Below are 24,819 nucleotides of genomic sequence, written 5' to 3' on the forward strand. Positions count from 1 at the left end.
TTCACAGATCTTGCCCTTTCTCACTGGCCGCCGGGTCCCCGTTGGTTCGGGGTGAACCGGAGCCGGACTCGACCTAACAGTCTGCCAGATGGCCAGACGTACCGTTCAACATGCCCCTATCAGGGGATATTCCGGTACAGCGAAGCTGTGCGCCGCGACTGTCGGCGTCGACCGCTCGTCGCGCACCGGCGGCCTCCCGCCGCAACTACCCGGACGCTCACCGACGTCAGCCATCGGTGTTCACGCACCGGGACGACACTGCTCGGGTGCGTTCCGGCATACCCGACCTGTCCGGCCGGCCACTGTCCCTGCGCGCCTGGCTGGCCACCCCGCTCCTGTTCGCGTCCGCCGTCCTGGGGCTGGTCGCGCTGCTCGGCGTGCTGATCGACGCCGACTGGCAGGCCACGCTCTCGAGCGCCCTGTGCGGCGCGGCCGCGGCGGTCACCGCGCTCATCGACGTACGCCCGGAGTCGTGGCCGAACCGCCGGCGCCTGTGGCTGCGAATCGCCTACCCGACGGCCATCTTCGGCGCGGGGCTGCTGGTGGGCGGCCTCACGATCCCGACCTGGGTCGCGATAGCGATCGGCCTGCCGGCACTGGTCACCTTGGTGATCCTGTGCCGGCAGGCCGACGTCGAGGAGGAGAGCGAACTCAGCCGGCAGTCCTAGTCGTCATTGACCGACGGTGTGTTCTTCGCCACCTGCATGAGGAACTCGATGTTCGTCCGGGTCTTGCGCAGCTGGGTGAGCAGCAGGTCGATGGCCTGCTGGTTGTCCAACGCGTGCAGGACCCGGCGCAGCTTCACCGTGACCGCGAGCTCGTCCGGCGGGAGCAGCAGCTCCTCCTTGCGGGTGCCGGACGCGTCGACGTTGACCGCGGGGAACGTGCGCTTGTCGGCGATCTTGCGGTCGAGGACGAGCTCGGCGTTGCCGGTGCCCTTGAACTCCTCGAAGATCACCGTGTCACCCGCGGACCCCGTCTCCACCAGCGCGGTGGCGAAGATGGTCAGCGAGCCGCCGTCCTCGATGTTGCGTGCCGCGCCGAGGAAACGCTTCGGCGGGAACAGCGCGGTCGAGTCGACACCACCGGACAGGATCCGGCCGGACGCGGGCGCGGCCAGGTTGTAGGCGCGACCGAGCCGGGTGATCGAGTCCAGCAGAACGACCACGTCGTGGCCCATCTCGACCAGGCGCTTGGCCCGCTCGATGGACAGCTCCGCGACGGTGGTGTGGTCGCCCGGCGGGCGGTCGAAGGTGGAGGCGATGACCTCACCCTTCACCGACCGCTGCATGTCGGTGACCTCTTCCGGCCGCTCGTCCACGAGCACGACCATCAGGTAGCACTCGGGGTTGTTGGTGGTGATCGCGTTGGAGATGGCCTGCAGGACCGAGGTCTTGCCGGCCTTCGGCGGCGACACGATCAGCGCGCGCTGACCCTTGCCGACCGGCATCACCAGGTCGATGACGCGGGTGGTGAGCAGGTGCGACTCGGTCTCGAGGCGCAGCCGCTCGTTCGGGTACAGCGGCGTGAGCTTGGTGAACTCGGGGCGGTTCTTGGCCTGCTCCGGGTCCAGCCCGTTGATCGTCTCGACGCGCACCAGCGGGTTGAACTTCTGCCGCTGCTGCTCGCCCTCACGCGGCTGGCGCACCATGCCGGTGATCGCGTCACCGCGCCGCAGCCCGTACTTGCGCACGAGCGACAGCGAGACGTACACGTCGTTGGGGCCGGACAGGTAGCCCGAGGTCCGCACGAACGCGTAGTTCTCGAGCACGTCGAGCACACCCGCGACGGGCAGCAGGACGTCGTCCTCGCGCACCTCGGTGTCCGGGCTCTCGGGCCGGCCGCCACCGCTGCTGCTGCCACCGCGCCTGCGGCGGTCACGGAAGCGCCGGCCGCGACGCCGGCCGCCGTCCTCGTCGTCATCGTCGTCGGGGCCGTTGTCCCGATCCCGGTTCTGGTCCCGGTTCCGGTCCTGGTTGCGCCCCTGGTTGCGGTCCTGGTTGCGGTCGCGGCCGCCCCGCCCGTCACCCCGGTCGTTGCGCTCGCCGCGGTCGCTGCGCTCGGAGCCGCGGTCGGCGTTGCGGTCCCGACCGCGGTCGCCGCCGCGGTCGTTGCGGTCGCCGCCCCGGTCACCCCGCTCGGCGCGGTCACCGGCGCGGTCGTCACGCCGCTCGGCGGGCTTGTCGCCCTGCCTGTCGGCGGTCCTGTCCGCGGTCCTGTCCGCGGGCTTCTCCTCGGTCCGCTGTTCGGCCTCCGGACTCCCCGCGGCACGGCCGGCCCGGCGCCGGCGGTTGCCGTCGCGGCGGCCACCGTCCTCGCCGTCCCCCTGGTCGGCGTCCTTGTTCGGCGCGTCGGCCGCCGGCCTCGTCGCGACCTTCGCGGACGGTTCCGGCTGGTCGCCGGCGCCACCGCGGTCGGACTCGATGCCGAGAGGAAGCGTGTCGGAGCTGGCCGGCGCCGCCTTGGCAGCACCGGAGCTGCCCTGCCGCTCCTTGATGGCGGCGATCAGGTCTCCCTTGCGCATGCCCGCGGTGCCGGTGATACCCAGCTGGCCGGCCAGCTCGCGGAGCTCGGCGAGCACCATGCCCGTCAGGCCGGCGCGCCGCTTGGTCGTACCCCCGTTTGTGCTGGTGCGCGGCGTTGTCTCGGTGCCGGCCGCGTCGGCGACAGACCCGGACGCGGAATCCACCGTGCCATTGGCTGTTTCGCTACCCAGCAGATCAGTGTTGCTCACTCATGTCCTTCCTGACCAGGTCCCCGCCTCCGTTTAGGTGGACCCGTGTACCAGCGGACCGCCGTCCGACGAACTCGGCACGGCGAATGCCCCGGTTGATTGACCGCCGTCACGACCGTGGCCACCTGGCAGTTTCGCCATTGCGGACGACGAGTCGTCAACGCGGAGCTTTATCCGTCACCACGGCTTTCGGTATCCGCCAGCGTCGACTCCGACCTCGGAAGGCCGAGCCGGCACCTGGAACGGATGATGCGACCCGGAAAAAGATTTCCCCGGGAACGACACCGGGCGCCCGTACGCGCGGTGACTGAACGCCCCTGAGGGTAGACGGACCTGCGTACCGGTGCAACAACCGGGTCTACCGGCGTGGCTGACGGACACAACACCGGCTACCTGGAATTTGTTCCGATCCGTTCGGTTCGTACCCCGTCCCGGTCCACCGGCAGCTCGAGCACGGTGAAGCCCGCGGTGTCCACAACGGCCGGTAGCCGGCCGTCGAGCGTCGCGGCGAACACCGCCGGCCCGGCGCCGGAAACCGTTGCGGCGACACCGTTCTCGCGAAGTTCACGTACCACTCGCATGGTGTTGGGCCACGCGTTCGCCCGGTAGTCCTGGTGCAGCCGGTCCTCGGTGGCGGTGAGCAGCAGGTCGGGCCAGGTGGTGAGCGCGTGCACGGCCAGCGCGGCCCGGCCGGCGGCGAACGCGGCGTCCACGTGCGGCACGGCGGCGGGCAGCAGGCCGCGGGTGAGCGAGGTGGCCGACCGCTCGGCGGGAACCAGCACGACCGGCCGCAGCCCGGGATGCGGCTCGAACCGCACGGCGCGATACGTCGGTCCAGGCTCGGACCAGGCGAGCACGAGGCCGCCGTTGAGGCTGGCGGCGACGTTGTCGGCGTGGCCCTCGAACCCGGCCGCCAGCTGCAACGCGGCGTCGTCGAGCTCCCGGTCGGCGAGCGCGTAGCCGGCGGCGATACCCGCGACGACGGCCGCCGCGGACGAGCCGAGCCCCCGCGCGTGCGGGATGGCGTTGACACAGGTCAGCTCAACGCCGGGGAGCTCGAGGTCGAGGGCGCCGGCGGTGGCCAGCAGCGCGCGGACGACGAGGTGGTTCTCGTCGACCAGCAGGTCCGCGCCCTCGCCGCGGACCGTGCCCTTGACCCCGCTCTCGGTGACGGTGACCTCGACGACGTCGTAGAGCCCGAGCGCGAGCCCGAGCGCGTCGAACCCGGACCCGAGGTTGGCCGTGGACGCCGGAGCCGTGACCCGGATGGCGCCCATCCCCTCGGTCACCCCAGCTCCAGGGCCGATGCGACCGCGCCGGGCGAGACCGGGACCGGCTCGACCGGGGGCATGCCGGCCAGCGCCGTGTCGGGGTCCTTGAGGCCGTGCCCGGTGACCGTACAGACGACGAGCGAGCCGGCCGGGATGCGGCCGTCCGCGGCGGTGGCGAGCAGGCCCGCCACGCTGATGGCGGACGCGGGCTCGACGAACACGCCCTCCCGGCTCGCGAGCAGGTGGTACGCCTCGAGGATGCCCTCGTCGGGGATGGCGTCGATGAGCCCGCCCGAGGCGTCCCGCGCGGCGATCGCGCCGGCCCAGGACGCCGGGTTGCCCACCCGGATCGCGGTGGCGATCGTGTCCGGGTCGCGCACCGGCTCGCCGCGGACCAGCGGTGCGGCGCCCGCGGCCTGGAAGCCGTACATCTTGGGCCTGGCGGGCACGATGCCCTCGGCGGCGTAGACCGAGTAGCCCTTCCAGTACGCGGTGATGTTGCCCGCGTTGCCGACCGGCAGGCAGTGGATGTCCGGCGCGCGGCCGAGTGTGTCGCAGATCTCCCACGCGGCGGTCTGCTGGCCGACCAGCCGCACCGGGTTGACGGAGTTGACCAGCTCGACCGGGTACTCGGCGGCGGTCTTGCGGGCGAGCTCGAGGCAGTCGTCGAAGTTGCCGTCGATCTGCAGGATCCGCGCGCCGTGCGCGACGGCCTGAGCCAGCTTGCCCAACGCGATCTTGCCGCTGGGCACGAGCACCGCGCAGGTCAGCCCGGCCTTGGCGGCGTAGGCGGCGGCCGAGGCGGAGGTGTTGCCGGTGGACGCGCAGAGCACCGCGGTGGCGCCGAGGGCGAGCGCGTGGCTGATGGCCACGGTCATGCCGCGGTCCTTGAACGACCCGGTCGGGTTGGCGCCCTCGACCTTGAGGAACACCCGGCAGCCGGACAGCTCCGAGAGGTGCTCCGCCTCGAGCAGCGGGGTGCCGCCCTCCTGCAGGGTGACCACCCGCGCGCCCTCGGGCAGCCTGATCCGGTCGGAGTAGGCGTGGATCACCCCGGGCCACCCGGGACGCACGCCGGCCGCTGCTGTCATGGTTCTTCGCCCTCCACCCGCATCACGCTGACGACCTCGTGCACCACCGGCAGGCCGGCGATTTTGTCCACTGTGGAGCGAAGCGCCGCGTCGGGTGCCGAGTGGGTCACGATCACCAGGCTCGCGTCCGTGCTGCGGCCCTGCTGGCGGACCGCGGCGATGCTCACGTCGTGCTCGGCGAACACCGACGCCACCGCGGAGAGCACGCCCGCACGGTCGGCCACGTCCAGGCTGACGTGGTAGCGGGTGTCCACCTGGGACACCGGGCGGACGGGAAGCGCCGCGTAGGAGGACTCCCCCGGCCCGCGCCCGCCGACGACCTTGTTGCGCGCCACGGCGACCAGGTCGCCGAGCACCGCGCTGGCGGTGGGCGCGCCGCCCGCGCCCTGGCCGTAGAACATCAGCGGGCCGGCCGCGTCGGCCTCGACGAACACCGCGTTGAACGCGCCGCCGACGCCGGCGAGCGGGTGGCTGCGCGGGATCATCGCCGGGTGCACGCGGACCGCGACCGACTCGGTGCCGCCCGCGTCGACGCGCTCGCAGATGGCCAGCAGCTTGATCGTGCGGCCGAGCGCCTTGGCCGCGGCGATGTCGGCGGGGGTGACCGCGCTGATGCCCTCGCGGTACACGTCGGCGGCGGTGACCCTGGTGTGGAAGGCGATCGAGGCCAGGATGGCCGCCTTGGACGCGGCGTCGTAACCGTCCACATCGGCCGTCGGGTCGGCCTCCGCGTAACCCAGCCGGGACGCCTCGTCGAGCGTCTCCGCGTAGCCCGCGCCGGAGGAGTCCATCGCGGACAGGATGTAGTTGGTGGTGCCGTTGACGATCCCCATCACGCGGGTGATCCGGTCGCCGGCGAGCGACTCGCGCAGCGGGCGCAGCAGCGGGATGGCGCCGGCCACCGCGGCCTCGAAGTACAGGTCCGCGCCGGAGGACTCGGCCGCGGCGAACAGCTCCGCGGCGTGCTCGGCGAGCAGCGCCTTGTTGGCCGTCACCACGGACTTGCCCGCGCGCAGCGCGTCGAGCAGCAGCGTGCGGGCGGGCTCGATGCCGCCGACGACCTCGACCACGACGTCCACATCGGACGCCACGAGCGCGGCGGCGTCGGTGGTGACCAGGTGCGCGGGGATGTCCGGGTGCCGGTGGGGCCGCCGCACCGCGATGCCGGCCAGCTCGATCTCGCCGCCGATGCGGGCGGTGAGGTCGCCGGCCTGCTCGGTGAGCAGCCGGACCACCTGGGCGCCAACGGTTCCGCAGCCCAGCATCGCAACGCGGATCATGACACCTCCAGGCTCAGCAGGTCGTCGACGGTCTCGCGGCGCAGCAGCAGCCGCGTCCCACCGTCCCGGACCGCGACCACCGCGGGCCGGGGCAGCCGGTTGTAGCTGCTGGCCATCGCGTAGCAGTATGCCCCGGTGGCGGCCACCGCGATGAGGTCGCCGGGGCCGAGGTTCTCCGGCAGCCAGCAGTCCCGGACGACCACGTCGCCGGACTCGCAGTGCTTGCCGACCACCCGGGACAGGATCGGGTCGCCGCCGCGGCCGCCCTCGTCGGAGAACCGGGACACCAGCCGGCAGTCGTACTCCGCGTCGTAGAGCGCCGTGCGGATGTTGTCGCTCATACCGCCGTCCACGCTGACGTAGCGGCGAGCCGTGCCGTGGCCCAGCTCGACGTCCTTGATGGTGCCGACCTCGTAGAGCGTGACCGTGCCGGGGCCGACGATGGCCCGGCCCGGCTCGACCGCGATCCTGGGCATGGCCAGCTCGGCCTGCTCGCACTCCTTGGCCACGATGGTGCGCAGCTGCTCGGCCAGCCAGCCGGGCGGCGGCGGGTCGTCGGCGGCGGTGTAGGCGATGCCCAGCCCGCCGCCGAGGTCCACAGTGGACACCGTGGCGAGCGCGTCGGCGCCGTGCTCGTCGCGCAGCTCCGCGAGCAGGCCGATGACCCGGTGCGCGGACACCTCGAACGCGTTGGCGTCGAAGATCTGCGAGCCGATGTGGCTGTGCAGGCCGACGAGCCTGAGGCCGGGCGAGCCGAGGACCCGCCGGACGGCCTCCGCGGCGTCCCCGCCGGCGAGGGAGAAGCCGAACTTCTGGTCCTCGTGCGCGGTGGCGATGTACTCGTGGGTGTGTGCCTCGACGCCGACCGTGACCCGCACGAGCACCGGCTGCACGATGCCGTGGTCGCGGGCGATCCGGTCGAGCCGGGCGATCTCGTAGAACGAGTCGAGCACGACCGCGCCGACCCCGGCGGTGACGCCCGCGGCGAGCTCGGCGGCGGACTTGTTGTTGCCGTGCAGGGTGATCCGCTCGGGCGGGAAGCCGGCCCGCAGCGCGATGGCCAGCTCGCCGCCGCTGCACACGTCGAGCGAGAGGCCCTCCTCGGCGACCCACCTGGCCACCTGGACCGACAGGAAGGCCTTGGCCGCGTAGTGCACGAGCGCGGGGTCGCCGAACGCGCGGGCGTGCTCGGCGCAGCGGGCCCGGAAGTCGGCCTCGTCCACGACGAACAGCGGGGTGCCGAACTCCCTCGCCAGGTCGCGGACGTCCACGCCGGCCAGCCGGACGACGCCGTCGGCGTCCCGGTCGGCGTTGCGCGGCCAGACGGCCGGCAGCAGCTCGTCCAGCTCGTCCGCTGTGGACGGTCGCGGGGTGGCGATGTGGCCCGGCGGCAGGACTTCGGCGTGTCTGGGCCCTGCCGGATGTGCTCTCAAGACGTCCCCTCACAGGCTCGGCGACGCCGCTCGCGGTCGCCCTGTGTCCGATGGTTCGCTCCGCGAGCTCTGCTCACGGCCCTACATCCGTTCCGGCGCGTGGACGCCGAGGAGCCGCAGGCCGTTGGCCAGTAGCTGGCGGGCCGCGACGCCGAGCGCGAGCCGGGCGGTGGTGAGCGCGGTGGGCTCCTCGTCGCCCTGCGGCAGGATGCGGCAGCTGTCGTAGAACTTGTGGTACGCGCTCGCCAGCTCCTCGAGGTAGCGGGCGACCCGGTGCGGCTCCCGCAGCTGCGCGGCGGTGGCGACCACCCTCGGGAAGTCGCCGATGGTGCGGATCAGCTCGCCCTCCCGCGGGTGGGTGAGCAGCGAGAGGTCGGCCTCGGTGTCCGCGGTGGGCACCTTGATGCCCAGCTCGGCGGCGTTGCGCTCCAGCGAGGACAGCCGGGCGTGCGCGTACTGCACGTAGAACACCGGGTTGTCGCTGGTGCGCCTGCTCCACAGGTCGAGGTCGATGTCCAGCGAGGCGTCCACCGACGACCGGATGAGCGCGTAGCGGGCCGCGTCGACGCCGACCGCGTCGACCAGGTCCTCCATCGTCACCACGGTGCCCGCGCGCTTGCTCATCCGCACCGGCTTGCCGTCGCTGACGAGGTTGACCAGCTGGCCGATGAGGACCTCGACCACGGCCGGGTCGTCGTCGAGCGCGGCGGCCGCGGCCTTGAGCCGGGCGATGTAGCCGTGGTGGTCGGCGCCGAGCATGTAGATGCACAGGTCGAACCCGCGGCGGCGCTTGTCCCGCAGGTAGGCGATGTCGCCGGCGATGTAGGCCGGCTCGCCGTCGGACTTGATGACCACGCGGTCCTTGTCGTCGCCGAACTCGGTGGAGCGCAGCCACCACGCGCCGTCGGCCGGGTAGAGGTGGCCGTGCGCCTTGAGCTCCTCCACGACCTCGTCGACCGCGCCGGAGCTGTGCAGCGTGTCCTCGTGGAAGTAGACGTCGAAGTCCGTGCCGAACTCGTGCAGGCTGCTCTTGATCTCGGAGAACATGAGGCCCACGCCGATGCGGCGGAAGGTCTCGGCGCACTCGGCCGCGGGCAGCGACAGCGCGTTGGGCTCGGTGCGCAGCACCTCGGCGGCGACGTCGGAGAGGTAGGCGCCCGCGTAGCCGTCCTCGGGCGGCGGCTCGCCCTTGGCCGAGGCGATGAGCGAGCGGACGAACCGGTCGATCTGCGCGCCCGCGTCGTTGAAGTAGTACTCGCGCACGACGTCGGCGCCCTGCGCCTCGAGCAGCCGGCCCAGCGCGTCGCCGACCGCGGCCCAGCGGGTGCCGCCGAGGTGCAGCGGGCCGGTGGGGTTGGCGGAGACGAACTCGAGGTTGATCTTGCGCCCGGTCAGCGCGTCGCCGCGGCCGTAGGCTCCGCCGGCCTCGAGCACCTGGCGGACGATCTCGCCCTGGGCGGCGGCGGCGAGGCGCAGGTTGATGAAGCCGGGCCCGGCGACGTCGGCAGAGGCCACGCCGTCGCGGCCGGTGAGCGCCTCGGCGAGCCAGCCGGCGAGGTCACGCGGCGCGACGCCGACCTTCTTGGCCACCTGCAGGGCGAGGTTGGTCGCGTAGTCGCCGTGCTCGGGGTTTCTCGGGCGCTCGATCGTCACCGCGGGCGGCAGGGCGGCGTGATCGAGGTCTCGGCTGGTCAGCACGTCCACGGCGACGGTGCGGACGAGGTCGGCAAGCGCGGCGGGAGTCACCCTGTGAAGTCTAGGTAGGCCGCCCGGACCCGAAGGAGTGGCCTCGGCCATAGGCTTGGCCAGGGAGTCCGGCTCAGGAGGAAGATCACCATCGACACCTCGCACCCGCGCCTCGTCGCGGCGCTCGCCTGCCTGGCGCTTCTCTCCGCCTGCACCACCCGGACCAGCGGGACCGCGAGCGGGGCCGGGGCGCCCCCGTCCTCGGCGCCGACGACGGGGGCGGCCTCGTCGTCGGCCCCCGCCGGCGACTTCACGCCGGCGGAGGACAACCAGGACCCGTCGAAGAACATCGACGGCGTCGAGGTCGTCCAGTACGCGGGCGGACTGCACGCCGACCCCGGCCAGCGGGTGGCCTACGACAAGGCCCCGCCCTTCGGCGGCGCGCACGACCAGGTGTGGGCGGCGTGCGGCGGCACGGTCTACGCGAAGCCGGTGCGCAACGAGCAGATGGTGCACGCGCTCGAGCACGGCACGGTGTGGATCGCCTACGACCCCGGGTCGGTCCGCGGCGCCGGCCTGGCCGCGCTCACCCGGCGGGTCGACGGCCAGCCGTACCTGATGCTGTCCCCCTACCCCGGCCTGGACCAGCCGATCTCGCTGCAGTCCTGGGGCCACCAGCTCAAGCTCGACGACGCCGACGATGCCCGGATCGACCAGTTCATCCAGGCACTACGGGCCAACGCGTACACCACACCCGAGCCCGGCGCCCGGTGCGACGCGGAGGGCACGGGCATCGACCCGGCCGACCCGCCGCCGTTCGAGCCCGGCCCGCCGGGGCCTGGCGCGATGCCTGTAGACGGTCCCTGACGAGGACCCCACAGCGGGTCCTTACACTTGACCGCTGCAGTCTGTTTTCCCTGTACGAGACGAGGTCCGAGACCGGCATGGCGAGCGGGACGAAGAGCAAGGGCGCCAACAAGTCCAAGGGCAAGGGCGGTGCCGCCAAGAACGCGCGGTCACGCAACTCGATCGCCCGCGCCACCAAGCCCAAGCCGTGGGGCATGATCATCGGCGTCATCGTCATCGTCCTGCTGGCAGGCGGTGTGTTCACGTATGCCTTCACCAAGATCAACGAGAAGGAGCAGTGGATCGCCTCGGCCGACAACCAGGACCCGTCGGTCAAGATCGCGGGCATCAAGAAGGTCGAGTACAAGGGCGCCCAGCACGTCACCGCCCAGCAGCGGGTGGCCTACGACAAGAGCCCGCCGTTCGGCGGCCCGCACGACCAGGCGTGGGCCAACTGCGCCGGCACGGTCTACGACAAGGCCGTCCGCACCGAGAACATGGTCCACTCGCTGGAGCACGGCGCGGTGTGGATCGCGTACAACCCGGACAAGATCAAGGGCGCGGCGCTGACCACGCTCAAGACCAAGGTCGAGGGCCAGCCGTACCTGATGCTGTCGCCCTACCCGGGCCTCGACAAGCCGATCTCGCTGCAGTCCTGGGGCCACCAGCTGAAGGTGGACAAGGTCGACGACGCGCGGATCCAGCACTTCATCACCTCGCTGCGGGAGAACCAGTACCAGACCCCCGAGCCCGGCGGCCGCTGCGACTCCGACGGCACCGGCTTCGACCCGACCAACCCGCCGCCGTTCGTGGCCGAGAAGCCCGGCAAGGGCGCGGTGACGATGGACGGCAAGGGCGCGATCGAGGCGCCGAGCGAGACCGGCCAGCCGCCGGCCTCCGGCACCGTCCCGCCCACCGGTGGTTCGACGCCGCCCGCCGCCACCGGTAGCGCCCCGCCCAGCCAGTGAGCGAGTCCCGCTCCCCCGACTCGGCCTCCGTGTCACCGGCACCCGAGGCCGAGTCGGACTTTGTGGAGGACCCCGACGTCGGGCTCGACGACGGGCCCGATGACGACCTAGACGACGATCTCGACGACGGCCGGCCGGAGGCGCGCTCGGCCAGCCGGGTCCTGGTGCTGGTCGCCGCGATGCTGGTGATGCTGCTGGTCGGCGCCGCGGGGGGCGTGATGATCACCCTGTCGAGGGGCAACGCCACCGCCCCACCCGACACCTCGTCGGTCGACGTCGGGTTCGCCCAGGACATGCGCATGCACCACCTGCAGGCCGTGACGATGGCCGGCATTGAGCGCGACCGCACGACGGACCCCGTGCTGCGCGGCATCGCGTTCGACATCGAGTCCACCCAGCTGGCCCAGTCCAGCGAGCTGGCCGGCTGGCTCACCGTGTGGGAGCAGCCCGACCTCCCCGCGCCCGGCGCGGGCCACATGGCGTGGATGTCCGAGAGCGGCACCCATGCGCACAGCAACGGCACCGGCGGCACGACGACGGGCACGGTCCAGACGATGCCCGGCATGGCCACGACGGCGGAGCTCAACCAGCTGCGGAAGGTGTCCGGCCGCGCCTTGGACGTCTTGTTCCTCCAGCTGATGCTCCGCCACCACCAGGGCGGCCTGGAGATGGCCGAGTACGGCGCCCAGCACGCGAGCAAGGGCTACGTCCGCAACCTGGCCACGAAGATCGTCGAGAGCCAGCAGGCGGAGTCCAGGCTGATGACGAAGTACCTGCGACAACGCGGCGGCACGCCTCTCCCCGCGCCCTGACCCGCTACGCCGGCGGCGCCGTGGAGTCACGCGTGACCAGCACGGGCGCCGGGTCCCGCACCACCACCTGCCGGGCCTCGTTGCCGTCCAGGCGTTCCATCAGCAGGGCCACCGCCGCGGCGCCCAGCTCCCGCAGTGGCAGGGCGACGGTCGTGAGCGCGGGCACCAGGTGGGCCGCGTAGAGCACGTCGTGGAAGGCGATCACCGACAGGCGCGCCGGCACGTCCAGGCCCGCCTCGCGGGCGGCGGTCAGCGCGCCGATCGCGGCGAGGACGTTGCCGGCCACCACCGCGGTCGGCAGCGGGCGCCGGGACAGCAGCTCGCGCATGCCGGCCAGGCCCGCCTCGACCGTGTGGCCGCCCGCGACCAGCCAGGCCGGGTTCGGCGTGACGCCGGCCCGGGTCAGCGCGTCCCGCCAGCCGCGGACCCGGCGGCCGGACCGCTGGGTGCCGCCGAGCTTGAGGTGCGCGATGCGGGTGTGACCGAGGTCCAGCAGGTGCTGGGTGGCCATGCGCGCGCCGGCCAGGTCGTCGAGCGCGACGCTGGCCAGCGTGGTGGACCGGTCGTTGAGCAGGACCGTGGGGATCCGCGCGCTCGCGGTCTGGATGATCGTGCGGTCGGACGCGGTGCCGGCACGCTGCAGCAGCAGGCCGTCGATCGCGCCGCCGTGGACGGCCCGGTGGAAGGTGTCGTCGCCGCGGGCGAGACCGTCGATGTCGGCGAGCAGCAACACGAACCCCGCGTCGGCCGCGGCCTTCTGCGCGCCCAGGATGATCTCGCCGTAGAGCGGGTTGGCCATGTCGTGCACGGCGAGGCCGAGCGCGCCCGCCTTGCTGTGCCGCAGCGCCCGCGCCGCGTGGCTCGGCGTGTAGTCGAGCTCGCGGGCCGCGGCGAGCACCCGGTCCCGGGTCTCGGCCCGGACCTGGAGCTTGGGGTCGCTGTTGAGCACGCGGGAGACCACGGCCGGAGTGACCCCGGCCTGTCGCGCGACATCGGTGATGCTGACCCTCAAGCCACCCCTGCTTCCGTCCACTGAACTCCCTTTGGACTAGGGAGTCTCGAGCTGGTCGATGAGCGTTACGTGCCAGCGTCCCAGGTTGCTCGTGAACAGCTCGGGACCGCGGAACGCGAGGTTGGTCGGGTGGCACAGCAGGTGCGCGGTGGGGTCGGCGAGCACGGTCTCGACCGCGCCGGTGGCGAGGTCCACGCGCAGCACCTGGCTCGGCTCGTAGCAGCCGACGTAGAGCCGGCCGTCCGGGCCGAACGCGATGCCGTCGGGCACCGTGCCCGGCAGGGACAGCACGGGCGACGGCGGGGCGGCCGCGCCGTCCGCGCCGATCGGGATCATGCTCACCCCCGGCAGGAACGACTCGACGACGTACACCGCCGAACCGTCCGGCGCGAGCGCGAGGCCGTTGGCGAAGTCGAGCGGTGCGCTGCTCCACAGCCCGCCGGAGCCGTCCGGCGCGAACCGGTACACCCCGCCGCCCGGCTCGCCCTGCTGGTTGCTGTCCGACACGTACACCGTGCCATCCGGTGCCACGGCGGCGAAGTTGGGCGTGACGAACGGCCGCTCGCCGCCGTCAGTGAACGTGGCGACGGCGCCGGAGGCGGTGTCCACAGTGAACACCGCGCGGTGCGCGAGGTCGCACGCGTAGAGCAGGCCGTCCGGGCCGAACGCGATGCCGAGCACGAAGCCGTCCGTGCTCGCCACCTCGTCGAGCGTGGTGCCGTCGGCGGAGATCCGGTAGATCTGGCCGCGCTCGCCGCCGCACCACACGCTGCCGTCCGGATGCACCGCGACGCACTCGGGGTGGTCGAGCCGCGGGCGGGTCAGCGTGCCGTCGTGGAAGACTCGACCTCGCGCCATCGCTCGCTGTCCTCCTCCGCGTCCTCGGCCGGCGGCTCCTCCCGGAACCTCTGGTTGCGCCTGCGCTTACGGTACTCGTCGATGGCCACGGCCAGGATGATCACGGTGCCGCGCACCACCTCCTGCCAGAACGTGTTGACGTCCAGCAGCACCAGCCCGTTGTTGAGCACGCCGAGGATCAGCACGCCGAGCACGGTGCCGGACACCGTGCCCTCGCCGCCGGAGAGCCGGGTGCCGCCCAGGATCACCGCCGCGATCACGTTCAGCTCGAAGCCGATCCCGATCGTGGGCTGGAAGGAGTTCAGCCGCCCGGCGGTGATCAGCCCGGCCAGCGCCGCGGCCAGCGCGACGATGACGAACGCGATGACGTAGATCCGCCGCACCGGCAGGCCCGCGGAGCGCGCGGCCTCCGGGTTGCCCCCGGCCGCGTACAGGTAGCGGCCGAACACGGTGCGGTTGAGCAGGAAGTAGGTGAGCACGACGACGCCGAGCGCGATCAGCACCGGGACCGGGACCGGCCCGACGTACCCGACGCCGATGTCCTTGAAGGAGTCCCCCTCGGTCTGGACCGCGCGCGCGTTCGTTGTCAGGTAACCGATCCCGCGCAGCACGGCCATCATGCCGAGGGTGGTGATGATCGCGTTGATGCCGAGCCTCGTCACCAGCAGGCCGTTGACGACGCCCACCACCACGCCGACGCCGAGTCCGCCGAGGACGGTGACCGCCACGCTGCCGGTGGCGTTGTAGACGGTCACCGAGGCGACGCCGACCACCGCGAGCAGCGAGCCGATCGACAGGTCGACCTGACCGGCCACCATCGCCACCGTCATGCCGAGCGCGGCGATCAGCTCGATCGACGACGCGCGCAGCACCTTGGTGATGTTGTCGGTGGTGAAGAAGATCCCGTTGGTGGCGACCGTGAGGTACACACAGATGGCGAGCAGCGCCAGCAGCAGCGGCACCTGCTCGTACCTGGCGGCGGCCCGCGCCAGGTGGTTGATCCGGACCTTCATCTACCCATCTCCCAGCGCGTGTCCGATTGCCGCGGTCATCAGCTTCTCCTGGGTCACGTCGGCGTGGTCGTACTCGTCGACGAGCACGCCGTCGCGCAGCACGCAGATCCGGTCGCAGAGCGACAGCAGCTCAGGCATCTCCGAGGACATCACCACCACCGCCACCCCACGCTTGGCGATCGTCGCGACGAGGCGGTAGATCTCGGCCTTGGAGTTCACGTCGACGCCCCGGGTCGGCTCGTCGAGGATCAGCACCTTCAGGTCCTCCTTGACGAGCCAGCGCGCCAGCGTCACCTTCTGCTGGTTCCCGCCGGAGAGCGCGGCGACCTGCTGCTCGGCCGAGCGGGCCTTGATCCGCAGCCGCTCGATGACGTCGCGGGCCACGCCGCGTTCCCTGGCCCGGTTCACCTGGCCGCCGCGGGAGAGCCGGCGCAGGATCGTGAGCGTGATGTTGTCCCGGATGGTCGAGACCAGGATCAGGCCGTGCTCCTTGCGGTCCTCCGGCACGTAGCCGATGCCGCGCCCGGCCGCCTTGGCCGAGGAGCCACGCGGCACGGACCGGCCGCCGAGGAGCACCTGGCCCGTCGCCCGGTCGAGCCCGAACAGCGCCCTGGCGAGCTCGGTGCGGCCGGAGCCCATGAGCCCGGAGAAGCCGACCACCTCACCGGCCCGCACGGAGAACGTGATGTCCCGGATCATCGCCGACGTGAGGCCGTGCACCTCGAGCAACGCGGGCCCGTCGGCCACGGTGCGCTCGACGCGCGGGAACAGGCTGTCCAGGCGACGGCCCACCATCAGCCGGACCAGCTGCTCGCGGGTGACGTCGCCGGTGCGCTCCTCGCCGACCTTGCGGCCGTCGCGGAGCACGGTGATCCGGTCGCAGATCCGGAACAGCTCGTCGAGCTTGTGCGACACGTACACGATCCCGACGCCCTGCTCGGTGAGCCGGCCGACGAGCGCGAACAGCGTCTCGATCTCCGCGTAGCTCAACGCGGAGGTCGGCTCGTCCATCGCGATCACCTTGGCGTCCATGGACAACGCCTTGGCGATCTCCACGAGCTGGCGCTGGGCGACGGACAGGAAGCCGAGCCGGGCGGCCGGGTCGATGGACAGCCCGACGACGTGCAGCAGCCGGGTCGTCTCCCGGTGCAGCGTGGACCGGTCGACGGTGCCGTAGCGGGTCTTGGGCAGCCGGCCGAAGAACACGTTCTCCGCCACCGACAGGCTCTCCACCTGGCTCAGCTCCTGGAACACCACGCTGACCCCGCTGGCGTGCGCGGCCCGGGGGCTGCCCGGCTCCACCCGCTCGCCGTCGACCAGGTACACGCCGTCGTCCTGCGCGTGCACCCCGGCCATGATCTTGATCAGCGTGGACTTGCCCGCGCCGTTCTCGCCGAGCAGCGCGTGCACCTCGCCGGGGCGCACCTCGAAGTCCACGTCGTCCAGCGCGTGCACCCCGGGGAACCGCTTGGAGATGTGGTGCATCGTGAGGACGGGCGCCACGGCGTCGGTCACTTCTGCTTCTCCAGCAAGGCCTCGACGGCGGTGTAGTCGATCTTCCAGTCGTTGCCGTCCTTGGTGTAGAAGTCGGCGAGGTTGTCGGCGGTGAGCACGGTGGCCGGGGTTACCGTGCGCTCCGGGACGTCCTTGCCGTCGTTGACCGCCTTCGCCTGCTCGATCAGCGTGCGGCCGACGAACTCCGGGAACATGCCGAGGCCCGCCTTGTACGGCCCGCCCGAGGACAGCGCGGTCTTGCCGGCCCGACCCTCCACACCGAACCCGAGCGTGGTCAGCTTGCCGACGTCCAGCCCGGCCTCCTGGTAGGCCTGGGTGCCGCCGAGCGCGGAGTCGTCGTTGATGCCGAAGATCATGTTGACGTCGGGGTGGGCGGTGATCGCGTCCGCGGACACGTCGAGCGCCTGGTCCTTCAGGCCGCCGCCGTTGACCTCCTGGACGATCTCGTAGTCGGCGCCGCTGGCCTCGAGGCCCTGCTTGAAGCCGTCGACCCGGTCCCGGGTGTCCACCTGCGTCGGCAGGCCGACGATCAGCACCTTCGCCTTGGTGTGCAAGGTGTTCGTGATGTAGTCGCCCGCCCACTGGCCGAGCAGCTTGGCGGCCTCCAGGTTGTGGATGCCGACCGCGGTCTTCGCGCCGGGCACCGTGTTCGACTCGGTGACCACCGGGGTGTTCGACTCCTCGGCCTGGCTCATCACGCTCGACAGGCCGTCCGGGTCGACCGGCGAGAGCATCAGCACGTCGACGCCCTGGGTCAGCATGTTCTCGCACTGGGTGATCTGTTTGGACAGATCGACGTTGGCGTCGGCCCACTCGAAGTCGAGGCCCTGCGCCTTCGCGGTGTCCTCGGCGCCCTTGATCACGTTCTGGTACCACTCGTGGGAACCGAAGTTCACCACGTAGCCGACCTTGACCTTGCCGTCGTCGGCGGCGTTGGCACAGCCGGTCGCCGAGACGACGGCCAGCGCCAGCACGGCCGGGAGCAATCTGGTCATTCGCATGTGGACCTCCTCGTCCGTACGCTCGAGCTATTAAAACGGTTTACCGACCTCATGGCAACAGGCCGGGATCGGCCCAGGACTGGTTGGGCACCAGCGGGAACCAGCCCGGCCGGCCCGGGTCGCGGTCGTAGGGGTAGTCGCCGAGCTCGCGGTACAGCTCGGCGTAGCGCTCGAGCTTGTCCCGGTCCAGCTCCACGCCGAGACCGGGGCCGTCCGGCACCCGGATCCGGCCGCCGGCATAGGAGAGCTTGCCGCCGGTGAGCACGTCGTCGGCCAGGTGGTGGTAGTGCGCGTCCGCGGCCAGCGACAGGTTCGGCAGCACCGCGCCGAGGTGCAGCATCGTGGCGAGCTGCACGCCGAGCTCGCCGGAGGAGTGCACGGCGACGCCGAGCTGGAACGTCTCGCACACCCCCGCGGCCTTGACGCACGCGCGGATGCCGCCCCAGAACGTGGTGTCCAGCAGCACGACGTCCACCGCCGGGTCCCGCACGGTGGTGGCGAGCTGCTCGAAGTTGACCACGACGGTGTTGGTGGCGAGCGGGACCCGGACGGCCGCGCGGACCTGACGCATGCCGTGCAGGCCCCACGTCGGGTCCTCGAGGTAGTCGTTGTCCAGGTCCTCGATGGCGCGGCCGAACCGGATCGCGTCGTGCACCGACAGGGCGGCGTTGGGGTCGTAACGCAGCCGGTCGCCGGGCAGCGCCTCGGCCAGCGCCCGGTAGCAGCGCAGCTCGTGGTCGGGCGGGAACACGCCGCCCTTGAGCTTGTGGCTGCGAAAGCCGTACCGGGCCTTGAGGTCGAGCGCGTGCTCGACGAGCTGGGTGACCGTGCGGACCTCGCCCGCGCCGGTCGCCGCGTCGGGATGGCGGAAGAACAGGTAGCTCGCGAAGTCGACCTCGTCGCGGACCTGGCCGCCGAGCAGCGCGTGCACGGGGCAGCCCAGCGCCTTGCCGACGATGTCCAGGCACGCGAACTCGACCGCGGCGAGCAGCTGCGTCCTGTTGTTGTACAACGAGGACGTGGGGTTGGCGAGCTTGAACCGCAGCTCCTCCACGCGGAACGGGTCGTGGCCGGCGAGGTAGGGCTTCAGCCCGGCGAACGCCGCCTCGGCGCTCTGTCCCCCGCCACCCATCTCGCCGAGCCCGACGATGCCGTCGTCGGTCTCGACCTCCACGATCGTGCGCACGAACCTGCCCCAGTGCGCGCCGTTGGCGTGCCGCAGCGGCGCCTCGAGCGGCATGGTGACCGTGGTAGCCCGCAGGTCGACGATCTTCATCGAACCCCCATCGGCCCGCCGCACAGCTCCCCGTCGGCGAGGTAGTCGGATTGGGTAGAACACTAGTATGCTAGTGCGCAAGAGACGAACAGGGAAGCGGCAGCATTCCACGTCCGTCCGCGGAGTCCGATGTGGACGGCCCGGCCGGGTCAGACGCCCAGCTTGGCCAGCAGGCCGCCGTCCACGAGGTGGGGCGCGCCGGTGATGACCGCGGCGTCGTCGCTCGCGAGGAACGCGACGAGCCCGGCGACGTCCTCGGGCTGGATGAGCCGGCCGAGCGGGTGCAGGCCGCCCCACTCCCGCATGACCTCCGCCGGGTCGCGGTCGTCGAGCTGCTGGGCCCCGTACCGCAGCATCGGCGTCTCCACCGAGCCGGGACACACGCAGTTGACCCGGATGTTGTCCTTGGCGTGGTCGAGCGCGAGCGTCCTGGTCAGCGCCACGACCGCGCCCTTCGACGCCGAGTACGCGGCGACGAGCTGCTGGCTCGCGAACGCCTGCACCGAGGCGAAGTTGACGATCGCGCCGCCGCCGCGCGCCCGCATCGCCGGGATCGCGTACTTCGCGGTCAGGTAGGTGCCCTTGAGGTTGGTGTCGAGCACCAGGTCCCACTCCTCCTCGGCGAAGTCGGGCACCTCGCCGTAACGCACCACGCCGGCCACGTTGATCAGCACGTCGAGCCCGCCGAGGGTCTCGGTGACCGACCCGATGGCGGCGGCCACCCGCGCGGAGTCCCTGATGTCGACCTCGAACGGCTCGGCCGTTCCGCCTGCCGCGCGGATCTCCTTCACGACCTCGGCCGCGGCCGCGCCGTCGCGGTCGAACGCCGCGACCGCGGCGCCCTCCGCGGCCAGGCGGCGCGCCACCGCGGCACCCATGCCGGCTCCCGCGCCGGTGACCACCGCCACCTTGCCGCCGAACCGTTCCGTCATCGAGTCACGCTCCTTCCGGCTCTCCGGCCTGGGTCTCGGTCTCCACGAGACCACCCGGGCCGATCCTGCACACCTTGCCCGTGGCGGGGAACAGCACGGCCTCCACCCGCACGTCCCGCCGCTGCCCGCCGGCCAGCCGCAGCAGGCCGGAACCCTTGCCCCGCGCGGCATCCACACCCTGGCCGGGGATCGTGCTCGCCGGCTCGACCGCGCACACGTACGCCTCGCGCCACCACGGGTAGCCCGGGCTCGAGCTCAGCTCCTGCCAGAACCAGGCGTGGCCGAACACCTCGGTCGGCCAGCGCATGCCGACGCCGAACCCGAGCCGGGTGTTGGTGATCGCGAACCAGCCCTCGTCGAGGTCGGTGAGGTAGGCGAGCTGCGCGGCGGGTGCCGGCGGCAGCACGGACAGGTCGAGCGCCGCACCGTCCTTCGTGGACACGAGGGGCCACGGGTGGGTCGAGCCGGCGGCCAGCAGCGTGCCCGGCGCCTCGTCGTCGGCGACCAGCGTGCGCGCGCTCGTCGCGAGCACGCAGTCCGGCCCCAGGAACGGCGCCCCGAACGCCGGGTGGTGGCTCCACATCAGCTCGAGCTCGTCCGGCGAGGTGTTGGTGACCGACTCGTCGATCGTCAGCAGCGGCCCGGCCAGGGTGATCCGCCGCCGCAGGCGCAGCGGCGCCCGGTGCAGCCGGACGGTGAGCTCCGCCCAGCCGGGCCCGGTGTCCACGACCTCCCAGGGCACCAGGCAGGCCTCGCCGTGGAAGCCCCAGCGCACCCCGCCGGGCGCGGTCGCCTCCGCTCCCCCGTTGGGGCACAGCACCTGCCAGCCGCCCGGGTAGCGCTCGAGCCACCCGGTCATCGAGTCGCCGGTGGCACCCGGCGCCGCGGGCGGCAGCCCCCACGGCGTCTTGAACAGGACGTCCACCCCGGACCGGCGGTCGACCCACGAGTACACGTCGCAGCCCTTGCCGGGCAGCAGCACCACCTCGACCTCGGCGGAGCGCAGCGCCAGCCCGCGCCACCCGCGAGGCAGGTCCACCCAGTCAGCCACCGAGCACCTCGTCGGTGTGCTGGCCGGCCCGCGGGACCCCGCGCCGCAGGCTCACCGGCGTCGCGGAGAACGTGAACGGCGAGCCGACCGTGCGGAAGCTCGCGCCGTCCTCGCCGAGCGGGACCGTCCACAGCAGCTCGGCATGCCGGACCTGCGGGTCGTCGTCGAGGGCCGCGTAGTCCTGCACCGGGGCACACCACACGTCGTGCGCGTCCAGCAGGGCCAGCCAGCTCTTGGTCGTGTCGGTGGCGAAGTGCGCGGCGAGCCTGCGGTGGATGACGTCGCGCTCGGCGAACATCCTGTCGTTGGTGTCGAACTCGTCCAGCCAGCCGACGCCAAGGATCCGGCCCAGCTCCGGGCACGGCATCATCGCGAGCGCCAGGTGCCCGTCGGCGGTGGGGTACGTGCCGAACGGCGCCGTGCCGCCGACGTGCCCGACGTTCTCCTTGGCCCTGGGCATCGGCTCGCCGTGGTTGAGGTAGACGGTGAGCTCCTGCTGCTGGGCGGCGACCGTGCAGGAGAACAGGTCCACCGCGATGCGCTGGCCCTCGCCGGTGGCCTGCCGGTGGCAGAGCGCCGCGAGGATGCCCACCACCAGGTGCAGCCCGGTGTACTCGTCGCTGAAGCCGATCCCGCACGGCGTCGGCGGGTCCCCGTCGCGGCCGGTGAGGTGCAGCGCGCCCGCGAGCGCCTGCACCAGCAGGTCCTGCCCCGGCCGGTCGCGGTAAGGTCCGTCCTGGCCGTAGCCGCTCGAGCTGGCGTAGACGATCTTCGGGTTCACCCGGGCGACGTCGTCGTACCCGAGGCCGAGCCGGTCCATCACCCCCGGCCGGAAGTTCTCGACCACCACGTCCACGTCGGCGGCGAGGGCCAGCAGCCGGTCGCGCACCGCGTCGTCCTTGAGGTCGGCGGTGACGCTGCGCTTGTTGCGGTTGAACGCGAGGAAGCTGTCCATCTCGCCGTCGGTGGTGCTGGCGAGGATCCCCCAGAACCGCATCCACTCGCCGCCGGGCTTCTCCACCTTGATCACGTCGGCGCCGAGGTCGCCGAGGATCTGGGTGGCCAGCGGTCCCTGCAGGAGCTGGGTGAAGTCCAGCACCCGCACGTGGGCCAGCGGTCCGCCGTTGGTGTCCGTCATGACTGCTCCACTCGATGCGCGACGAGATCGTCCAGGATGCGCTCCTCGACGTCGAGGAGCGCGTCGATGAGGTGCTGGCGGTCGGCCGAGCTGACGGTGTCCAGCCGGCGCACGCCCAGCGGGTCCACCACCGTGCGCAGCGCGGTCAGCTCACGTTCGGTCGGCGGCTCGGTCGTGGCGAGGTCGGCGGCCTCGAGCACGTCGAACCCGGTGCGCTCGCGAAGGTCCTCGATGCGCACCCCGGGGTGCAGCGTGCGCAGCGTCAGCGCGGCGGCGTCCTGGTCGTACTCGAACATCCCGAGGTCGGTCAGCACCACCGTGCGGCCGGGGCGCAGGCCGAACCGGCGCCGCTCCTCGGGGTCGTGCCAGGCGCGCCGCGCGCTGACCGTGCCGAGCTTGGCGACCAGGTTGCGGGTGCTCTGCCGCGGCAGGTAGATCATGAAGTTCGCGTGCAGGTTGGCCACGTCGGCCATGCCGCCCTGGCCGGGCAGCCGCACCGGGGTGCCGTCCTGCTTGGCCACCCAGAGGTTGTTCGTGGCACCGGTCGCGTCCACCTGGGCCGCGCCGACGACCTCGTGGGTGATCAGCCCGCGCTGGTAGTACCAGTGGTAGGTCTCGTCGCCGCCCGTGTGTGCCGCCGACAGGTGGTGGTCGAGGAACTCCGCCGCGGCCAGCGACAGCGGCCGCACGGGCGGGTCGACGAGGCCGCCGCTGTGCGACATCAGCACCAGCTCCGGCGCCCACAGGTGCTTGGCGAGCAGGTAGGCGGCGGTGGGCAGCGGGCTCGCCGCGCCGACCGAGCAGATCCCGGTCGGCCCGATGGTGCGGGCCAGCACGCAGACCATCAGCTCGTCCACCGTGTACTCCGCCGTGTACTCAGCCGTGTACTCAGCCGGCGCCGCCCGGGGGGTCGCGGCCAGCGCCGCGCTCACCCGCTCGGCCGGCAGCGCGGCACGCGCGCTCAGCACCGCCCGCCGCGCCGGCGCGGCCACCAGCGCCGGGCCGGGGAGCGGCCCGGCCGGCCCGGCGTCGACGATCTCCCGCAGCGCGCGGAAGTCGGCCGGGTAGTGCGGCAGGCAGGAGGTCGGGTACGCGCCGAACGGGACCTCGGCCACGCGGGTGACGAAGGTGCGCGGCAGCACGAACGACCGCGGCGCGCCCAGCTCGCCGCGGCGCACCCGTTCCTCGACCGTCACGTACACCTCGCGGGCCGCGAAGATCGCCGGCATGTCCAGCCCGCGGGCGCCGGCCAGCTCCACGTTGCCGTCGTCGTCCGCGCGCTGCGCGTGCAGCAGCAGGACGTCCAGCGGCAGCGGCGGCACCGCGCTCATCGGCGGACTGTCCAGTCCGAACGGGTCGGCCAGCCGCCGGGAGAACCCGGGGCCGAGCGAGGAGCCCTCCGGTTCCTGCATGACCTCGAACGCGAGGTTCTCCCCGGCCGCCCGGAACCCGTTGATGATGCCGAGCGCGGTCCACTCGTCCAGCTCCAGCTCGCCGGACTCCACCGCGCGGCGGAACCGCGGCGCCGGGCCCAGCACGTCCAGGCTCGCGAAGCACAGCGTCGCCCGGGCCACGGCGCCGTGGCCGAGCAGCAGCTCCAGCGGCAGCCCGCCGCCCCAGGCGATGTAGTGCAGGCCGGACACCCCAGTGCCGGCGAGCGCCCGCAGCGCGGCGATCGGCGCGCGGGTGAAGTGGAAGCCGCTGACCCCGACCCGGCTGCCGGACCCGATGCCGGCGACGAGGTCCTCGACGCCGTCGACCCACGGCCCGGTCACCGGCAGGCCTCCTCGGCGCGCGCGGCCAGCCCGGTGAGCTCCTCGACGACGCGCCCGGGGGTGGCGCCGTCGCGCAGCAGCCGCACCAGCAGCCGGCCGCCGTCGCGCTGGAACGCCGGCCACCACGCCTCCCGCGGCCGCACGTACGCCTCGTCGATGCTGCGCCGGGTGGCGGCCAGGAACCCGCCGGCCACGTCGTCGGCGCCCGGGTCGTCCCACACCAGCCGGTTGCCCGGCTGCCCGCCGGCCGCGAGCAGCACGTCGCGCTGCACGCCGGTGTCCATGCACCAGGCGGCGAACGCGGCGGCCTCCGCGACGTGCCGGCTGGCCGGGAACACCGCGAGCCCCGCGCCGCCGAGCACCGCGCCCCTCGGCCGGCCGTCCACGCCCGGGACGTCGGCGAAGCGCAGCGGCGGCCGGGACAGGGTCGCGTAGCCGAACACGAGCGGCACGTACGCGATGTCGCTCTCACCCGCCATGACGTCGAGGAGCGCGGGCGGGTTGAGGTCGAAGCACCCCGGGTCGACGAGCCCGGCCAGCTCGACGAGCATCGCCGCGCCGTCGGGGTGCAGCCAGCCCGGCCGCTCCCCCGCCGCGAGGCCCGCGTTGGCAGACAACGACATCAGGCCGCAGATCGCGTCGCTCGGGTACAGCGGCAGCGCCACCGAGCCCGGCGCCGACTTGGCGAGCGCCAGCACGTCGTCCCAGGTGGCCGGCACCTGGTCCGCCCCAAGGCGGTCCGCGCGCAACGCCGCGACCTGGCACGCCGCGTCGACGCCGAGCGCCCACCGGCGACCGTCCCAGGTGTACGCGCCGCCGTGCACCGAGCGCGCCTCGATCCGGTCCAGCTCGCCGGCGGCCAGCACCGAGTCCAGCGGCACCAACGCCTCGCGCGCGGCGACCGCGCCGACCATCGGGTGGTCCACGAAGATCAGGTCGTAGCCGCCGGTCACCTGCCACACCGGCTGGTCGTTGAACTGCGCGAGCGGCCGCGCGTCCCACTCCAGGACCACGTCCGGCCGGACCGCGCGGTACGCCGCCGCGGCCGCCGCCATCGGTCGGACACACCGGGGATGGTCCCAGCACAGGCCGCGCAGCCGTACGGTCATGGACGGAGTAAAACCTTT

General features: G+C 72.6%; 21 protein-coding genes. 4 read left to right on the top strand and 17 right to left on the bottom strand.

The features are described 5' to 3' along the window. Nucleotides 1–266 precede the first annotated feature (266 nt). Nucleotides 267–668 (top strand): hypothetical protein, encoded by a 402-nt coding sequence (locus VGD70_RS04880; RefSeq protein WP_331078533.1) that lies wholly within the window; start codon nucleotides 267–269, stop codon nucleotides 666–668. On the opposite strand, the gene rho is transcribed toward VGD70_RS04880, so the two are convergent. The 6 genes from rho to argS all read right to left on the bottom strand — a co-directional run bounded on the left by rho (nucleotide 665) and on the right by argS (nucleotide 9,555). Next, a complete protein-coding gene (gene rho, locus VGD70_RS04885; protein WP_331078535.1) occupies nucleotides 665–2,734 on the bottom strand; it encodes a transcription termination factor Rho in 2,070 nt (689 codons plus the stop codon). The genes VGD70_RS04880 and rho overlap by 4 nt on opposite strands. A gap of 389 nt (nucleotides 2,735–3,123) precedes the next feature. Next, complete coding sequence (thrB, locus tag VGD70_RS04890) at nucleotides 3,124–4,011, bottom strand: homoserine kinase (protein ID WP_331078573.1); 888 nt, start codon at nucleotides 4,009–4,011, stop codon at nucleotides 3,124–3,126. A gap of 8 nt (nucleotides 4,012–4,019) precedes the next feature. Then, entirely contained in the window at nucleotides 4,020–5,096 is a 1,077-nt protein-coding gene (thrC, locus tag VGD70_RS04895) for a threonine synthase (RefSeq protein WP_331078537.1), read from the bottom strand. Further along, nucleotides 5,093–6,376, bottom strand: a complete 1,284-nt coding sequence (locus tag VGD70_RS04900) for a homoserine dehydrogenase (RefSeq protein WP_331078539.1) — start codon at nucleotides 6,374–6,376, stop codon at nucleotides 5,093–5,095. The genes thrC and VGD70_RS04900 overlap by 4 nt, the downstream gene beginning before the upstream one ends. Continuing rightward, nucleotides 6,373–7,809, bottom strand: coding sequence for a diaminopimelate decarboxylase (lysA, locus tag VGD70_RS04905; protein ID WP_331078541.1), 1,437 nt, complete (start codon nucleotides 7,807–7,809; stop codon nucleotides 6,373–6,375). The genes VGD70_RS04900 and lysA overlap by 4 nt, the downstream gene beginning before the upstream one ends. A gap of 81 nt (nucleotides 7,810–7,890) precedes the next feature. Next, on the bottom strand, nucleotides 7,891–9,555 hold the full coding sequence (gene argS / locus VGD70_RS04910) for an arginine--tRNA ligase (RefSeq protein WP_331078543.1): 1,665 nt from the start codon (nucleotides 9,553–9,555) through the stop codon (nucleotides 7,891–7,893). A 324-nt stretch (nucleotides 9,556–9,879) separates the two neighbouring features. Between argS and VGD70_RS04915 the strand changes: the two genes are divergently transcribed. From VGD70_RS04915 to VGD70_RS04925, 3 genes are all read left to right on the top strand, one after another. Continuing rightward, complete coding sequence (locus tag VGD70_RS04915) at nucleotides 9,880–10,362, top strand: DUF3105 domain-containing protein (protein WP_414637893.1); 483 nt, start codon at nucleotides 9,880–9,882, stop codon at nucleotides 10,360–10,362. Nucleotides 10,363–10,439: 77 nt separating this feature from the next. After that, nucleotides 10,440–11,309 (top strand): DUF3105 domain-containing protein, encoded by an 870-nt coding sequence (locus VGD70_RS04920; RefSeq protein ID WP_331078545.1) that lies wholly within the window; start codon nucleotides 10,440–10,442, stop codon nucleotides 11,307–11,309. Nucleotides 11,310–11,338: 29 nt separating this feature from the next. Next, the gene (locus tag VGD70_RS04925) at nucleotides 11,339–12,121 is read left to right on the top strand and encodes a DUF305 domain-containing protein (protein WP_331078547.1); all 783 of its coding nucleotides are present in this window, start codon (nucleotides 11,339–11,341) and stop codon (nucleotides 12,119–12,121) included. A gap of 4 nt (nucleotides 12,122–12,125) precedes the next feature. Here VGD70_RS04925 and VGD70_RS04930 read toward each other — a convergent pair whose 3' ends face one another. The 11 genes from VGD70_RS04930 to VGD70_RS04980 form a co-directional block, all read right to left on the bottom strand. Further along, the gene (locus VGD70_RS04930) at nucleotides 12,126–13,133 is read right to left on the bottom strand and encodes a LacI family DNA-binding transcriptional regulator (protein ID WP_331078548.1); all 1,008 of its coding nucleotides are present in this window, start codon (nucleotides 13,131–13,133) and stop codon (nucleotides 12,126–12,128) included. A gap of 36 nt (nucleotides 13,134–13,169) precedes the next feature. Next, the gene (locus VGD70_RS04935; protein ID WP_331078550.1) at nucleotides 13,170–13,991 is read right to left on the bottom strand and encodes an SMP-30/gluconolactonase/LRE family protein; all 822 of its coding nucleotides are present in this window, start codon (nucleotides 13,989–13,991) and stop codon (nucleotides 13,170–13,172) included. Next, nucleotides 13,955–15,004, bottom strand: coding sequence for an ABC transporter permease (locus VGD70_RS04940; protein ID WP_331078552.1), 1,050 nt, complete (start codon nucleotides 15,002–15,004; stop codon nucleotides 13,955–13,957). The genes VGD70_RS04935 and VGD70_RS04940 overlap by 37 nt, the downstream gene beginning before the upstream one ends. Continuing rightward, the gene (locus tag VGD70_RS04945; protein WP_331078553.1) at nucleotides 15,005–16,519 is read right to left on the bottom strand and encodes a sugar ABC transporter ATP-binding protein; all 1,515 of its coding nucleotides are present in this window, start codon (nucleotides 16,517–16,519) and stop codon (nucleotides 15,005–15,007) included. It abuts the gene before it with no gap. Continuing rightward, the gene (locus VGD70_RS04950) at nucleotides 16,516–17,514 is read right to left on the bottom strand and encodes a sugar ABC transporter substrate-binding protein (RefSeq protein WP_331078555.1); all 999 of its coding nucleotides are present in this window, start codon (nucleotides 17,512–17,514) and stop codon (nucleotides 16,516–16,518) included. Before VGD70_RS04950 ends, VGD70_RS04945 begins: the two co-directional genes overlap by 4 nt. 55 nt (nucleotides 17,515–17,569) lie before the next feature. Further along, a complete protein-coding gene (locus VGD70_RS04955) occupies nucleotides 17,570–18,796 on the bottom strand; it encodes an enolase C-terminal domain-like protein (protein WP_331078557.1) in 1,227 nt (408 codons plus the stop codon). 149 nt (nucleotides 18,797–18,945) lie between these two features. After that, the gene (locus VGD70_RS04960) at nucleotides 18,946–19,728 is read right to left on the bottom strand and encodes an SDR family NAD(P)-dependent oxidoreductase (protein WP_331078559.1); all 783 of its coding nucleotides are present in this window, start codon (nucleotides 19,726–19,728) and stop codon (nucleotides 18,946–18,948) included. 4 nt (nucleotides 19,729–19,732) lie between these two features. Beyond that, a complete protein-coding gene (locus VGD70_RS04965) occupies nucleotides 19,733–20,779 on the bottom strand; it encodes an aldose 1-epimerase (RefSeq protein ID WP_331078561.1) in 1,047 nt (348 codons plus the stop codon). After that, nucleotides 20,772–21,917 (bottom strand): CaiB/BaiF CoA-transferase family protein, encoded by a 1,146-nt coding sequence (locus tag VGD70_RS04970; protein ID WP_331078563.1) that lies wholly within the window; start codon nucleotides 21,915–21,917, stop codon nucleotides 20,772–20,774. Before VGD70_RS04970 ends, VGD70_RS04965 begins: the two co-directional genes overlap by 8 nt. After that, nucleotides 21,914–23,692, bottom strand: a complete 1,779-nt coding sequence (locus VGD70_RS04975) for a CoA-transferase (protein ID WP_331078565.1) — start codon at nucleotides 23,690–23,692, stop codon at nucleotides 21,914–21,916. Before VGD70_RS04975 ends, VGD70_RS04970 begins: the two co-directional genes overlap by 4 nt. After that, entirely contained in the window at nucleotides 23,689–24,801 is a 1,113-nt protein-coding gene (locus VGD70_RS04980; protein WP_331078567.1) for an extracellular solute-binding protein, read from the bottom strand. The genes VGD70_RS04975 and VGD70_RS04980 overlap by 4 nt, the downstream gene beginning before the upstream one ends. Nucleotides 24,802–24,819: the final 18 nt, after the last annotated feature.

Origin of the sequence: Actinophytocola sp., assembly GCF_036402745.1 — a bacterium.
In the GTDB taxonomy this organism is placed as follows: Bacteria; Actinomycetota; Actinomycetes; order Mycobacteriales; family Pseudonocardiaceae; genus Actinophytocola.

What these genes read in the sequence shown, in the direction of transcription:
- thrB (WP_331078573.1), bottom strand. Translation starts at nt 4,011, where the DNA reads ATGGGCGCCATCCGGGTCACGGCTCCGGCGTCCACGGCCAACCTCGGG.
- thrC (WP_331078537.1), bottom strand. Translation starts at nt 5,096, where the DNA reads ATGACAGCAGCGGCCGGCGTGCGTCCCGGGTGGCCCGGGGTGATCCAC.
- VGD70_RS04900 (WP_331078539.1), bottom strand. Translation starts at nt 6,376, where the DNA reads ATGATCCGCGTTGCGATGCTGGGCTGCGGAACCGTTGGCGCCCAGGTG.
- VGD70_RS04920 (WP_331078545.1), top strand. Translation starts at nt 10,440, where the DNA reads ATGGCGAGCGGGACGAAGAGCAAGGGCGCCAACAAGTCCAAGGGCAAG.
- VGD70_RS04935 (WP_331078550.1), bottom strand. Translation starts at nt 13,991, where the DNA reads ATGGCGCGAGGTCGAGTCTTCCACGACGGCACGCTGACCCGCCCGCGG.
- VGD70_RS04940 (WP_331078552.1), bottom strand. Translation starts at nt 15,004, where the DNA reads ATGAAGGTCCGGATCAACCACCTGGCGCGGGCCGCCGCCAGGTACGAG.
- VGD70_RS04950 (WP_331078555.1), bottom strand. Translation starts at nt 17,514, where the DNA reads ATGACCAGATTGCTCCCGGCCGTGCTGGCGCTGGCCGTCGTCTCGGCG.
- VGD70_RS04955 (WP_331078557.1), bottom strand. Translation starts at nt 18,796, where the DNA reads ATGAAGATCGTCGACCTGCGGGCTACCACGGTCACCATGCCGCTCGAG.
- VGD70_RS04960 (WP_331078559.1), bottom strand. Translation starts at nt 19,728, where the DNA reads ATGACGGAACGGTTCGGCGGCAAGGTGGCGGTGGTCACCGGCGCGGGA.
- VGD70_RS04970 (WP_331078563.1), bottom strand. Translation starts at nt 21,917, where the DNA reads ATGACGGACACCAACGGCGGACCGCTGGCCCACGTGCGGGTGCTGGAC.
- VGD70_RS04980 (WP_331078567.1), bottom strand. Translation starts at nt 24,801, where the DNA reads ATGACCGTACGGCTGCGCGGCCTGTGCTGGGACCATCCCCGGTGTGTC.